Annotated in this window: 12 protein-coding genes and 3 pseudogenes; 9 read left to right on the plus strand and 6 right to left on the minus strand. The window is 65.2% G+C overall.

Going from position 1 to position 12,454, the window contains the following annotated elements; translation table 11 throughout:
• Nucleotides 1–7: 7 nt before the first annotated feature.
• Nucleotides 8–1,354: an ATP-binding protein gene (locus tag AC07ZS_RS20725; RefSeq protein WP_494800415.1), complete on the minus strand. Its 1,347-nt coding sequence runs from the start codon at nucleotides 1,352–1,354 to the stop codon at nucleotides 8–10.
• Nucleotides 1,351–2,076 carry a response regulator gene (locus tag AC07ZS_RS20730; RefSeq protein ID WP_494800416.1) on the minus strand — a complete coding sequence of 242 codons (726 nt, stop codon included), beginning with the start codon at nucleotides 2,074–2,076 and terminating at the stop codon, nucleotides 1,351–1,353. The genes AC07ZS_RS20725 and AC07ZS_RS20730 overlap by 4 nt, the downstream gene beginning before the upstream one ends.
• Before the next feature lie 110 nt (nucleotides 2,077–2,186).
• Between AC07ZS_RS20730 and AC07ZS_RS20735 the strand changes: the two genes are divergently transcribed.
• The 4 genes and pseudogenes from AC07ZS_RS20735 to AC07ZS_RS20750 all read left to right on the plus strand — a co-directional run.
• Nucleotides 2,187–3,947, plus strand: coding sequence for a phosphatase PAP2 family protein (locus AC07ZS_RS20735; RefSeq protein ID WP_494800417.1), 1,761 nt, complete (start codon nucleotides 2,187–2,189; stop codon nucleotides 3,945–3,947).
• Entirely contained in the window at nucleotides 3,944–4,831 is an 888-nt protein-coding gene (locus AC07ZS_RS20740) for an LTA synthase family protein (protein ID WP_494800418.1), read from the plus strand. The genes AC07ZS_RS20735 and AC07ZS_RS20740 overlap by 4 nt, the downstream gene beginning before the upstream one ends.
• Nucleotides 4,832–4,959, plus strand: a pseudogene (locus AC07ZS_RS20745) (IS110 family transposase); the annotation flags it as partial.
• Between the two features lie 58 nt (nucleotides 4,960–5,017).
• A pseudogene (locus tag AC07ZS_RS20750) lies at nucleotides 5,018–5,162 on the plus strand (IS630 family transposase); the annotation flags it as partial.
• Nucleotides 5,163–5,194: 32 nt separating this feature from the next.
• On the opposite strand, the pseudogene AC07ZS_RS20755 reads toward AC07ZS_RS20750, so the two are convergent.
• A pseudogene (locus AC07ZS_RS20755) lies at nucleotides 5,195–5,761 on the minus strand (transposase); the annotation flags it as partial.
• Here AC07ZS_RS20755 and AC07ZS_RS20760 point away from each other — a divergent pair.
• Nucleotides 5,757–5,972: a hypothetical protein gene (locus tag AC07ZS_RS20760; protein WP_494800428.1), complete on the plus strand. Its 216-nt coding sequence runs from the start codon at nucleotides 5,757–5,759 to the stop codon at nucleotides 5,970–5,972. The pseudogene AC07ZS_RS20755 and the gene AC07ZS_RS20760 overlap by 5 nt on opposite strands.
• Before the next feature lie 15 nt (nucleotides 5,973–5,987).
• Here the strand turns inward: AC07ZS_RS20760 and AC07ZS_RS20765 are convergent, their stop codons facing one another.
• A complete protein-coding gene (locus tag AC07ZS_RS20765; RefSeq protein WP_494800419.1) occupies nucleotides 5,988–6,698 on the minus strand; it encodes a response regulator in 711 nt (236 codons plus the stop codon).
• The gene (locus tag AC07ZS_RS20770; protein ID WP_494800420.1) at nucleotides 6,691–7,068 is read right to left on the minus strand and encodes a helix-turn-helix domain-containing protein; all 378 of its coding nucleotides are present in this window, start codon (nucleotides 7,066–7,068) and stop codon (nucleotides 6,691–6,693) included. Before AC07ZS_RS20770 ends, AC07ZS_RS20765 begins: the two co-directional genes overlap by 8 nt.
• 274 nt (nucleotides 7,069–7,342) lie before the next feature.
• Between AC07ZS_RS20770 and AC07ZS_RS20775 the strand changes: the two genes are divergently transcribed.
• The 4 genes from AC07ZS_RS20775 (at nucleotide 7,343) to AC07ZS_RS20790 (ending at nucleotide 11,730) form a co-directional block, all read left to right on the plus strand.
• Nucleotides 7,343–7,729 carry a response regulator transcription factor gene (locus tag AC07ZS_RS20775; protein ID WP_494800421.1) on the plus strand — a complete coding sequence of 129 codons (387 nt, stop codon included), beginning with the start codon at nucleotides 7,343–7,345 and terminating at the stop codon, nucleotides 7,727–7,729.
• Entirely contained in the window at nucleotides 7,726–8,487 is a 762-nt protein-coding gene (locus AC07ZS_RS20780; protein ID WP_494800422.1) for an HD-GYP domain-containing protein, read from the plus strand. Before AC07ZS_RS20775 ends, AC07ZS_RS20780 begins: the two co-directional genes overlap by 4 nt.
• A 464-nt stretch (nucleotides 8,488–8,951) precedes the next feature.
• Nucleotides 8,952–9,269, plus strand: coding sequence for a hypothetical protein (locus tag AC07ZS_RS20785; RefSeq protein WP_494800423.1), 318 nt, complete (start codon nucleotides 8,952–8,954; stop codon nucleotides 9,267–9,269).
• Nucleotides 9,270–9,288: 19 nt separating this feature from the next.
• The gene (locus AC07ZS_RS20790; RefSeq protein WP_494800424.1) at nucleotides 9,289–11,730 is read left to right on the plus strand and encodes an ATP-binding protein; all 2,442 of its coding nucleotides are present in this window, start codon (nucleotides 9,289–9,291) and stop codon (nucleotides 11,728–11,730) included.
• A gap of 100 nt (nucleotides 11,731–11,830) precedes the next feature.
• Here AC07ZS_RS20790 and AC07ZS_RS20795 read toward each other — a convergent pair.
• Nucleotides 11,831–12,454 (minus strand): sensor histidine kinase (locus AC07ZS_RS20795; RefSeq protein WP_494800425.1); only part of this gene is annotated, 624 nt, incomplete at its 5' end.

Genomic DNA, 12,454 nt, shown 5'->3' on the forward strand with positions numbered 1-12,454 from the left:
ATGAACCTTATGCGCGCGGCCAGCGCAGCGTGAAGCGGGTCGTCATCGGCGTTTCGCCCTGGTCGCGCTGGAGTTGCGCGTCGAGCTGCTCGGCGATGCGCTCCACCAGGCGCAAGCCCAGCCCCAGGCCGCCGTGCTCGGCGGCGTTGGAGCCGGCCTGTTGGCGCTGGCCATCGTCACTGACCGACACGCCCAGGGCCTCGTCGGTCCGCCACACGGCCACTTCCACCTGCGTGCCGCTCGATGTGTGGCGCAAGGCGTTTTCGATCAGGTTGCGCAGCGCCAACTCCAGCAACATGGGCTGCGCCGACACGACCACGGGTTCATCGGGTTGCACCAGCGCGAGTTCGTGGCCGCTGTCGTAGGCCGCGGGGGCGTGCGCGGCAACCAGGCGGCTCGCCAGTTCACCCAGCGCCACCCGCCACGACGCGAGCAGACCGGCACCCGCGATGGTGCTGCGCTGGGCGCGCGCGAGTTCCAGCAACTGCGACAGAATGCGCCCCGCGCGCAGCGACTCCTGCTCCAGCTGCGCGAGGCGTTCGGGCGACGGGTCGTGCTGCGCGGCGCTGGCTTGCAAGGCCAGCGAGGCCAGGGGTGTGCGCAGCTCGTGCGCCACGTCAGAGGCGAACTCGCGCTCGCGCTGGGCACGCGTCTGCAACGTGTCGACCAGCGCGTTGATGGCCGCCACCGTGCTGGCGAATTCGCGGTGGCGGTGTTGCGTGTCCAGGCGTTGGCCGGCAAAGCCATCGAGCGCGGCGACCTCGCTCGACAGGCGGTCCAAGGGCCGCAGACCCCGGCGGATCGCCCACCACAGCAGCAAGGCCACCAGCGGCAGCACCAGCACGGCGGGCAGGGCCACGTGCTCGGCGATGTCCTTGCCCAGTTCGTAGCGTTGTTTCAGGTCCATGAGCACGACCACGCGCCGCACATGGCCGTCCTGCGTGACCTGGGCCGAGTAGGCGCGCCATTGGGGCACCAGGCCTTCGACGTTGACATTCACCGTGGCGAAACCGTGCACCGGCACCGACGCCGGGTCCAGCCCACCCACCATCTCGTGGGTGTCGGCGACCAGACGCCCGTCGTCCCACGCGACCACCGCCACGTCCTGCAGGTACTCGTGCCGCAGGTCGGGCGCATCGGCAGGGGCGTGGGGCTCGAGGCGGTACGGCGTTGCCGTCAACCAGAGTTTGGCCACCGCTGTCATCTGCCCGTCGGCAAACTGGCGGGCTTCGCGAAACGCCGTGGCCCAGGCGAATGCAATCAGCAACAGCCACACACTCACCAGAATCCCCAGCGCCCAGCTCAGCAGGTAGCGCCGCAAGGTGCGTGCGGACGGCGCCGCTGCCCTGCTCATCGCTTGCCTGCCGTCGCGGGCGCCGCGGGAGCGTCCAGGGGAACGAAGTAACCCACGCCCCGCACGGTCTTGATCAGCGACTCGCCCAGCTTGCGGCGCAAGTGATGCACATGCACTTCGATGGCATTGCTCTCCAGCGCCTCGCCAAAGCCATACAGCGCCGACTCCAGCCGCGACTTGGAGAGCACCTGGGGCCGCGCCTGCAACAAGGCGAGCAACAGGGCAAACTCCTTGCCACCGAGGGCCACGGGCTCACCCGCGCGCAACACGGTGTGGGCCGCAGGATCGATCACCAGATCACCGTGCTCGATCACCGGGCTGCTGCGCCCGCCAGCGCGGCGCAGCATGGCCCGCAGCCGCGCCAGCAGCTCATTGGCGTCGAAGGGTTTGACGATGTAGTCGTCCGCGCCGCTGTCCAGGCCGCTGATGCGGTCGCTCACGCCATCGCGCGCGGTCATGATCAACACGGGCATGTCGTGGCGCAGCAGGCCGCCATGGCCGGCGGCAGGCACAGGCTGGCGGCGCAGGCGGGCCAGCAGGTCCAGCCCCTCGCCATCGGGCAGGCCAAGGTCGAGCAGCATCACGTCGAACGGCTCCACGGCCAGGGCGAGCCAGGCCGTGTGGAGTGAAACGCACAGGTCCACCGCATAGCCCGCCTGTCGCAGCGAGGCCTGCAGGCCGCTGGCAATACCGGGGTCGTCTTCCACCACGAGAGCGCGCATGTTGGGGGCGTGTTGTGTTGTGGGTTGGTTGCTGAGCCCGCCCATTATGGGTTCGCACCTTAGCGGCACCTTAAGGTCCATTTAACCTGCGCCACCCACAGTGCCGCGCCATGCACGCACTGTCTTGCCCGCGTTGGGCCCCACTTCACCTTCTTCGATCGAATCCCGCGCTCTGGCTGCTCGGCCTTCTCGCACTCACCCTGCTCTGGGACACGACGCACCTGGACATGACGGTGATGCAGTTCATCGGCACGCCGCAAGGTTTCGCGTGGAAGGATGACTGGCTTCTCTCACGCGTGCTGCACGACGGCATGCGCCAGGCCATGACCTTTGCCTGGCTGCTGTTGTGTGCGTGGGCCGTGTGGCCGGGGCTGCGCATGCCAAGGCGCGAACGCTGGGCCGTGGTGGCGCTGGCCACGCTGTCGCTGCTGGCGGTCAACCTCGTGAAAAACGCGAGCCTCACCAGTTGCCCCTGGGACCTGCAGGCCTTCGGCGGCGCCGCGCGCAGGGTGTCGCACTGGGCCTGGGGCGTGGTCGATGGCGGTCCTGGTCGGTGCTTTCCCGGTGGTCACGCGTCCTGCGGCTTTGCCTTCATCGCGCTGTGCCTGCCCTGGCTGGACGCGCCGCAGGGCACCCAGCGCCGGCGTGCGATCGGTCTTCGCTGGCTCGCCGCTGTCCTGTCCATCGGACTGCTCGCGGGCGCGGTGCAGACCCTGCGTGGCGCGCACTTTCCGAGCCACACGCTGTGGACACTGCTGATCTGCGCCGCGGTGTCGGTGACGGGCTGGCGGCTCATGCAGCCGCGCCTGAGCGCGCCCAGCCGGAGACAGAGCGTGTCCGCCTCTCTCGCCGCGCTGCGACCGCTTCTGACCCCCATGGCCAGCATGCTCGCGGTGCTGTGGATTTCTCGGCTGGGCCTGGCCGCGTGGCAGGCCGAGCGCATTTCGCAGGCGCAGGCCTGGTCCCACGTGTGGCTGCAGGGCCTGCGTTTCGACGCGGTGCTGATGGGCATGGTCTGGGCCTTTCCGGCCGCGCTCGCGCCCTGGATGGCCACGGCGCGCGCGACCCAGCGCGTGTGGCCAACGGTGCTGCGCTGGTACGGTGGACTCGTCTTGCTGCTCACGGCCTTCATGGAACTGGCCACGCCGGCCTTCATCGCCCAATACGACAGCCGGCCCAACTACCTGTTCATCGAGTACCTCGGGTATGTGAAGGAGGTGGGTGGCACGCTGGTGAAGGACCGCGGGCCGCACCTGCTGGCCGCTGCCGTGCTGCTGCCAGCGCTGGTCTGGGTGTACGCGCGGCTCAGCCACCCGACGCGCCCATCCGCATCCCTGCGCGTCTGGCAGGCCGCGCCGCTGTCGGTGCTGCTGTTCGCCTTGCTGGCCCTGTGCGCACGCGGCGCGCTGGGCCACCGCCCGGCCAATCCGGCCAGCGTCGCCGTTACCACCGACCACCTCGTCAACGAGTTGCCGCTCAGTTCGCTGTACACGGTGTCGTATGCGCTCTACCAGTCGCGCAAGGCCGAGGAAGGTGGCATCACCTACGCCGAGATGACCGAGGCCCGTGTGATCGACGTTGTGCGGCGCGAAACCGGTTTGCCCGCGAACGCGTTCAATCACCCCAACTCGCCTCTGCGCCATCGGCAGACCAGCCTGCACCCGCGCGCCCGACCCCTCAACCTCGTGATCGTGCTCGAGGAGAGCCTGGGCGCCGAATTTGTCGGCCGCCTGGGTGGCCTGCCCCTCACACCGAACCTGGACCGGCTGGGTGACCAGGGCATCTGGTTCGACAAGCTCTACGCCACCGGCACGCGCTCGGTGCGCGGCATCGAAGCGGTGGTGGCGGGCTTTCCGCCGACCTCGGGGTGAGCACCGTGAAGCTGGCGAAATCGCAGCGCGACTTCTTCACGCTGGCCAGCTTCCTCAAGCCGCATGGCTACGAATCCACCTTCTTCTACGGCGGCGAATCGCACTTCGACAACATGCGCAGCTACTTCATGGGCAACGGCTTCGACCGCGTCGTGGAGCAAAAGGACATGCCCGCGAGCGCGTTCATCGGCACCTGGGGCGCGTCGGACGGCGACCTGTTCGAACTGGCCCACCAGCGCTTCAGCCGGCAGCCCGCCGACAAGCCTTTCTTCGCGCTGGTGTTCAGCTCATCCAACCACGCGCCGTTCGAATTCCCCGAGGGCGGCTTCGAGCTGCACGAACAGCCCCGAAACACCGTGAACAACGCGGTGAAGTACGCCGACCACGCCCTGGGCCGCTTCTTCGAGAAAGCCAGGCACTCCACCTATTGGGACAACACGCTGTTTCTCGTGGTGGCCGACCACAACTCGCGCGTGTACGGCCCCTCGGTGATCCCGATCGAGCGCTTCCACATCCCGGGCCTCATCCTGGGCGGCGCCGTGGCGCCCGAGCGCATCCGCACCGTGGCGAGCCAGATCGACCTCGCGCCCACGCTGATTTCGTTGATGGGCCTGAGCGGCGAACACCCGTTGACCGGCCGCGACCTGAGCGACCCCGCGCAACGCGCGCGCCCCGGCCGCGCGATCATGCAGTTCGACAAGATCCAGGCTTACATGGAAGGCTCGGATGTGGCCGTTCTGCAGCCCGACAGCCCCGCTCGGCTCATGCGCTTCGCCAATGGCTCACTGCAGGACCACCCTAGCAGCAACGGCGCGCTGGTGGAAAAGGCACAGGCGCACGCGCGCTACGCGCAGTGGGCTTACCAGAAGCAGTGGCACCGCTAGGGCCGCACTGGAAAGAACGATGCCGCTGCAGTCTGTGAAACTGCGTCCAGACCTCACATGAACTTCGTGCCACCCGAAACACTGGCGCAGCAGGGGATGCTTGCGCACACAGATTGAGAAATGGAATGCTGTCCGTCGTTCACCGTGGAACGGTGTCCACCATGAGGCTGGAACACTCTCCAGGCCGTTTGGGACGATTTCAGCGCCCGACACGATCAGCGGTTTGTCCTTCACTTCACGCCACTACATGCAAGCCGGGTCAACCAGATTGCTGTTCGGCATTTACGCGCGCAGCGTGCTGCGCCACGCCAGTCATTCATCGATCGCACAATAGCGCGAGCGCACCGAAGCCTTCATGGCGCAACGCAGTGCCTCACCCAATCGCGGCACTCCCTCTTGTACCGCTTGCGCAGCCAACTGGTACTCCGCCAGGGCAATCTGGTCCGCTGCTTGATCGAAGCGTTGCACGGTGATCCACACGTTCGTGCATCTTGGTCCAAGATGTCTTGCCTGGGTAGCGCCGGCCCTAGCACAGCAAGAACACCTTGAGTTGTTGGCGGGCTTTCAGGCGCAAGTTGACGGCGTCTTCGCGGGCATGCCAGAGATTGTCCATCGCCTCATGCGCCTGGTCGGGTACCCAAATCGCCTCGAACTCGCCTGCCCGGGAGAGTTCGGCCAGCCGTGCGCAATCGCGCCAATCGGTCTTCATGCGCTCGCCGACCCGGCGCGGCACCAATGACGGCGCGATGACTGATAACTTCACAACGGTAGCCTGCACGCACAACGCCTGGTACAGGCCATAGCCGTCGGCCCGGCTTCGTAAACCACGCGCACCTATTGCACTGGGCCGTACTTGCGCAGCGTCTTGAGAACCCCTTGTACGTCTGGACCCAGTGTGCCCACGAAGCGGCTCGGCTCTTGCCCCGTGTCGGCGTTCCGCGAGATCCACCAGATCACAATGGAGGATGGCATTGCGTTCGCCATCGCCTCGGTCAAGGGCTCGGTGATTCGCAAGGAAGCAAGCTGCGGCGGTGTGCGGATCGATCCGCATGCGCAACTGGACGGCGCGCGCATCGTGCTGCACGTGGTCATTGGCTTTGGCGATGCATTCACACCGCGGCCGTTTCGTCAGCACCATTGAGGATCTCAGTAAAAATCACTCTTGGTGCTGCTCACAGTAGTCCAATACCTGCTGGCGCAGTTGCAGCCAGCCTGCGCGCATGGGCGCCGCCTCTCCCTGGGCGGCACACTCCTCGACGCTGCGCGCCCATTGCGCACCCTGCTCGTGACCCAGCAGAGCCAGCACCGACTTGAGGTTATGTGCAACCCGGTGCAGCACTACCGCATCGCCTTCGCCCGCTGCCCAATCACCATCGTCCACATCCTTGGCCAACAGCTCCAGACAGCTTTTGCGGTAGCTTTCATACAGTGCCTGGTCGCCACCAAAGTACAGTTCAACCACGTCCGAGCTCCCGAGCCCTGGCGCAGGCGCGGACTGGGCGCCTGTCAGGCCTTGCTCCACACACTGGATCAAATCGCCTACCGACACCGGCTTGTGCAGTACGCGCCATACACCCTGTGCCAGCATGCGCTGCTGCAGGCTCGCGCCCACCCCGCCGCTGAACACTGCCGCGCGACAGGTATGCCCCTGCTCCCGCAGCCAGTGCAGCAAATCCATACCCGATCCGTCGGGCAGATGCAGGTCCGTCAAAACCAGTTGCACCTTTTGGGCTGACAGAGTCTCGCGTGCCTCGGCCAAGCAGCCACACGTCAACAGTTCCAGCGCCATGCCGTCCAGTGCCGCCTGCACGAAACGGCGCACCAGCGGGTCGTCTTCCAACAACAGCACGCGCGCGGGTTCAGGCATGCAGAGTCTCCTTATTAAGTAGGGCCGCAAAATCCAGCAGCAGACGCGTCTGGCAATGCGCCGAGTCTTTGATGAGCAGCATCTGCGTACGCCTTGCCCCCCGCGGCGTGCCGCCGCCTGTGCTCGAGGGGTCTTGCGCTGCCACTCTGATGGGTGTAGGCCGCGCAGAAACCCCGTCTTTGCTGCACTGCGCCACCCTACGCTCAACCAAGTCGAGCGAGATCCGCCGATGCCCACCCGGCGTCTTGCAGGCCTGCAGACCACCGCGATCGACCATGAGTTGCACCGAACGCACCGCCAGACCCAGCGCTTGGGCCGCATCACGCGTACGACAGTCTTCAGGCATTTTCTTCAGAGAATTTGCTCCCATATGCGAAATTCATCATTCGTAAAACGATTGCTTTGATAAATTTAGCCATCCTACCGAAGTTTCACTACCGTCCCACTAGCATCCCTCTATTGCACGACCTTGACTCACCTCCCCCTTCCCCTCTCAGATTGATGGCTTCCCCACCATGCGCTGTATGGTGAGGCGATGTGGACGACCTGCTCACCTCACTGGGGGTTTGGAAGCCCAGTGCCGCACACGACGGACTCCCCATCCTCCTACGATCGTGCCCCTCGATTTCACACACTCATCTGCCATGCCCCAACGCATATTGATCGTTGAAGACCATGCGGACATCCGCAAGCTGATCCGCATGACCCTGGAGTTCGAGGCCTACGAAATCCACGAAGCCGCCACGGCGGACGCGGGCCTGGAGGCCGTGCGCAGCTTGCGCCCGGATCTTTTGTTACTGGACATCATGATGCCCGGAGACATGAACGGGCTGGATCTGTGCCGCCGACTCAAGTCCGACGAGACCCTGGGCAGGCCCCGGGTAGTCTTGCTCACCGCCCGCAGTCAGAGCCAAGACATCGAGGCGGGCATGAACGCGGGGGCGGACGCCTATTTACTCAAACCCTTCAGCCCCCTCAAGCTGATTGAAACCATCAACAGCCTGGGCAGCAACACTGCCCCAACGCCATGAACCAGCCCACCGCTGAAGCCACTCAGTTCGACCCGGCTGCCGCAGACCAGATGGAGAAGATCATCGCCGACCTGGGTCGCATGTATCAGGAGCGCAACGAGGCATTGCAGGAAGTGGCTCGCGCTCACCATGAGGCACTTTTCCTGCTAGCCGTGGCGGCCGAATACAAGGACAACGATACGGGCGTGCACATCGTGCGCATCGGCTTTTTAGCCGAAGCTCTGGCACTGTATCTCGGCCGAAGCCAAGCCTGGGCCCTGCTGCTGCGCAAGGCCGCACCCATGCACGACGTGGGCAAGATCGGCATCCCCGACAGCGTGCTCAAGAAGCCCACCGGCCTCACGCCTGAGGAGCGACAAATCATGAACAGGCACGCCGCCATGGGCGCAGACATGCTGGGCAAGTCGCGCATCGCACTGTTCCAGTTGGCAGCCGAAATCGCCCATACCCACCATGAGCGCTGGGACGGCCAGGGATACCCGCGAGGTCTGGCAGGCGATGCCATCCCACTGTCCGGGCGCATCGTAAGCATCGTGGACTTTTACGACGCCCTAACCATGGACCGAGTCTACCGTCCCGCCTTCAGCCACGGAAGGGCGCTGGAGATGCTGAAGGAGCAAAGCAGCAAGGCCTTTGACCCAGCCATCGTGGACTGCTTCATTCGCCATAGCGACGCCCTGCTGGATCTGCGCCTGCGCATCACGGAGAGCCGCATGAGCTTCGCCGACTTGGTGAACGCCCCTGCCCCCGCCCTATGACAACGCCCGTCCGCCACCTGCGGCCCTGGTGCACCCGGCTGCGGTGCCTGGTGCTGGCCCTTGCCGCCTGGCCCGCCCGCTCGAGCGAGGTCCGGGCACGCGCGAGACTAGCGGCGAACGACGGGCTTGCATCTGGCCCGCCTACCGGAGCGTCACTTGGCGCGACCCACGCTCGGGCCAGCTCCAAGGGCTGGACATCGACCTGCGCCTGCCGGTCGCGTTCGTCGACTCATCCTTCCCCCACCTAGTGCCGGACCTTCTGGGCGACCGCTGCGACGTGGCCATGTTCGGCATTGCCATGCCGTCCCAACGCGTCGACAAACCCGCATTTGCCACACCTTATCCGGCGAAGAGACATCCATGCCATCAACACACGCACGAGCTACGTGGTGCGCCAGTGGAGCACCATCGAACAGAGCGGCGTGCGAGTGGGCGCGCAGGCAAGCACCTTCATGGAGACTGTGATGCGTGAGCGCCTGCACGATGCACGCCCAGTATCCATGGTCCCGCCCCAGACACGCAAGCGCGAGTGGCTGGCCAGGCGCATCGACGTGTTCATGACTGAATACCCCTATGATCACGCGCTGAGCCAAAGCGTGGATGGAGCCGTACTGCTGGCGCTGCCCCGGCCCTTCCATGTGCTGCGCTATGGTTGGGCCAGCAAACCCGGTGATACCCAATGGCCGACCATCCTCAACGCCTTTGCTGCACGCATTCGCCAAGACGGGCGCCTTGCTGCAGCGGCGCGGCGCCATGGCCTGGAGCGCATCTCCGCGCAATAGCAACAGAGCCCTCCCTGCGATGCGCATGCCGTCCTTTTTTCTGCTCAACCAGCCATCAAACAGCGGCCGCGTGCTGGCCGCTGGCACTGCGCTTGCGCTGACCCTCAGCACTCTGGCCCTGATGTGGCTTGAGCTGGACAACATGGCCGAGCGCGAGCGGCAACGGCTAGCGCTACTGGTCGGTGTGATGGAGGCGCATGCCAGTCAAGTCTTCGAGGCCGGCGGGCGGGTGCTCGACAACCTGGCATCAAGGCTGATTTTGGAATCCCACAACATGGCGCAATTCGAGGCCCAACTCTCGACCCACCAGCAAAACCTCCCGTTCCTGCGCAGCATTTCCCTCGTCAGCGCCGAAGGGCTGGTGCTGGCCACAACCACCGCAGCCGGCAAGGGCGCGCGGGTCGACCTGGGCCGTCTACCACTGCCTGCACGGAAGGACGATCGCGTCACCATCGGGCCCTGGGTGCAAGGCCGTTCACTGGCGGAGCTTGGACGGCCCGGACAATCCCCCGCCGAACTGGGCTTGATACCTCTGGTGCGCCCCGTGCACCTGACGGCGCAGAACACGGTGCTACTGGTGGGATTGATCCACCCCGATACACTGACCAGATACCAGCAGCAGTTGCTCGATGCCGAGACCTCGGACTCCCGAGCGCTGTTGATGCGGGACGACGGCCTCGTGCTGACCCACGTCGGCCCGGAAGGCAACGTCCGGGGTTCCAGCATGCGCGAACACCCTCGTTTCCATGCGTTCAATCGAGCGCACAAGGGTAGCTACGGTCCCTTGAGGGTGCAGGAGAAGCTGACTCTGGGCGCTTGGCACAAGCTGGATGCTTATCCGCTCATGAGCCTAGTGGAGCAACCCTACACTTACACGCGCTGGCTGCACGCCCTGCGCGGCCCCTTGCTGTTCATGACTCTGGCGACCCTGATGATCGGCCTGATGACCCGTGCCGCATGGCGCAATGCCCGTGCGCGCGAGGCGGCACAACGCGAGCAGGAACTGTCCATCTTGTTCAAGAGCGTGAAGGAGCTGATCTTCCGCACCGATGCGCAGGGTTTGATCCGCTTCGTCAATCCGCGCTGGTACCACCTGACGGGCCAACCCTCTTCGGCAGCCCAGGGTAAGCACCTGTGCGATATCGTGGAACCGCCGTCCCGTCCGGCCGTGGCCGCACTGTTTCAAGCCAAGAACTCCAACGACTGGCGCAGGAGCAAGGCTAGCCTGCAAGGGCCAGACGGTAAGACCCATGTGCTGGAGATCACTGTCATCCCACTGACCGACCGCAACGGCCAGCTGCACGGCTACGCCGGCAGCGCGGTGGACATTACCGCTCTGCACGATGCGCAAAAGAACCTGCAGCACCAACTGGCATTGACCGAGCGCGTGATCGAAAGCAATCCGCTGCCCATGTGCCTGACCGACATGCAGGGGCGCTTCGTCATCGTCAACGCGGCCTGGGAGACCTTCATGGGCGTGCCACGCAGCCTGGCCCTGGGGCGCCCGAACCGAAACATCCTGCCGGCTGCGCAGGCGCGTGCCTACGATGCGCACAACGAACAGCTACTGCACGATGGCGGCACCGTGCGCTACGAGGAGCGGGTGCATCAGTCCGACGGCAGTGCGCGCGACGTGCAGATCACCAAGGTGCTGCTGCACTCGGCGCAGGGCGAGCCCATGGGCGTGCTGGTCAACAAGCTAGACATCACCGATTACCTCGTCGCGCGCGACCAGGCCCAGGAGGCATCGCGCAGCAAGAGCGAGTTCGTCGCCAACATCAGCCACGAGTTGCGCACGCCACTGCAGTCCATTCTGGGGTTTTCTGAGCTGGGCATCGCGCGTGCCCACCAACAGGAGAAGTATGTCGCCATGTTCGGCGACATCCACGCCGCGGGCCAGCGCATGCTGGGCCTGGTCAACGACCTGCTCGACATCTCCAAGATCGAGAGTACGGTGGGCGCCTTTCACTTCATACGTAACGACGTGCGCGACTTGATTGAGGACGCGGCGGGCGAGATGCAGGTGCTGCTGGAGCCCAAGGGCCTGACACTGCAGCTGGAGCTGGGCCGCATGCCGCTCGTCTCCAAACTCGACCCGACGCGGTTTGCACAAGTGCTGCGAAACGTGCTGTCCAATGCGGTGAAGTTCGCGCCCGAGGGCAGCACCATCACGGTCAGCGCCCGGCTGGCCAACGAAGACACCATTGCCATTGCAGTGCGCGACCATGGGCCCGGCATTCCGCCCGCAGAGCTGGAAGCGGTGTTCGACGCCTTCGTGCAATCGAGCAAGACGCGCGACGGCTCGGGCGGCACGGGCCTGGGCCTGGCCATCTGTCGCAAGATCGTCACGGCCCATGGCGGGCATATCCACGCCACCAGCGCGCGCGGCAGCGGAACGATCCTCCACATCACCCTGCCGACGGCCAGATACACCGACACCATGCCTGGATTCCTCCATTGAGCCCGCCCTGTTAGGCCGATCCAATCTTGACCACAGCACGGCGACAGGATATTGACCCGCGCGCAAGCTGCCGGCCAACCCCGAACCTGCCCGCCTGTCATCACGCCTTGAGCGTGAAGAAGAACGTGGCGCCCTCGCCCGGAGCCGAGATCACCCAGACCCGGCCACCGTGGCGCGAGACGATGCGTTTGACAATGCTGAGTCCGATACCCGAGCCGCCGAACTCGCTCTGGCTGTGCAGGCGGTTGAACGGGGCGAACAGGCGGGCTGCCAACTGTATGTCGAAGCCGCAGCCTTCGTCCCGCACGAAGAATACAAACTCCTCGTCCTGCACGAAGCCATCCACCTCGATGCAGGTGCTCTCCTTCTTCGCACTGAACTTCCAGGCGTTGCGCATCAAGTTGTCAAGCACGCAGCGCACCAGGGTCGCGTCCGCCAGCGCCAGCAGGCCCGGCGCAACGGTGATCACGGCTCGCCGCCCCGGCTCGGATGCCATCAGCGCTTCGCCCAGTTCGCTCGCTATCTGGCTAATGTTGACTTGGGCCAGCTCCATCGACGAGCGCGACAAACGCGACATCTCCAGCAAGGCATCGATCAGATCGCCCATACGCACAGCCGAGGCGCCCATGTTCTTGAGCAGTTTGATACCCGGCTCGCCCAGCCCGTCGGCGTAATCTTCGATCATCACCGTGCTCAGCCCGGCAATGACCCGGATCGGCGCTCG

Source organism: Hydrogenophaga sp. GW456-12-10-14-TSB4 (assembly GCF_059424305.1).

Excerpts from the sequence above, each read along its gene's own strand:
- AC07ZS_RS20725 (WP_494800415.1), bottom strand. The coding sequence starts at position 1,354 with ATGAGCAGGGCAGCGGCGCCGTCCGCACGCACCTTGCGGCGCTACCTG.
- AC07ZS_RS20730 (WP_494800416.1), bottom strand. The coding sequence starts at position 2,076 with ATGCGCGCTCTCGTGGTGGAAGACGACCCCGGTATTGCCAGCGGCCTG.
- AC07ZS_RS20735 (WP_494800417.1), top strand. The coding sequence starts at position 2,187 with ATGCACGCACTGTCTTGCCCGCGTTGGGCCCCACTTCACCTTCTTCGA.
- AC07ZS_RS20765 (WP_494800419.1), bottom strand. The coding sequence starts at position 6,698 with ATGCCTGAACCCGCGCGCGTGCTGTTGTTGGAAGACGACCCGCTGGTG.
- AC07ZS_RS20770 (WP_494800420.1), bottom strand. The coding sequence starts at position 7,068 with ATGGGAGCAAATTCTCTGAAGAAAATGCCTGAAGACTGTCGTACGCGT.
- AC07ZS_RS20775 (WP_494800421.1), top strand. The coding sequence starts at position 7,343 with ATGCCCCAACGCATATTGATCGTTGAAGACCATGCGGACATCCGCAAG.
- AC07ZS_RS20780 (WP_494800422.1), top strand. The coding sequence starts at position 7,726 with ATGAACCAGCCCACCGCTGAAGCCACTCAGTTCGACCCGGCTGCCGCA.
- AC07ZS_RS20785 (WP_494800423.1), top strand. The coding sequence starts at position 8,952 with ATGCGTGAGCGCCTGCACGATGCACGCCCAGTATCCATGGTCCCGCCC.
- AC07ZS_RS20790 (WP_494800424.1), top strand. The coding sequence starts at position 9,289 with ATGCGCATGCCGTCCTTTTTTCTGCTCAACCAGCCATCAAACAGCGGC.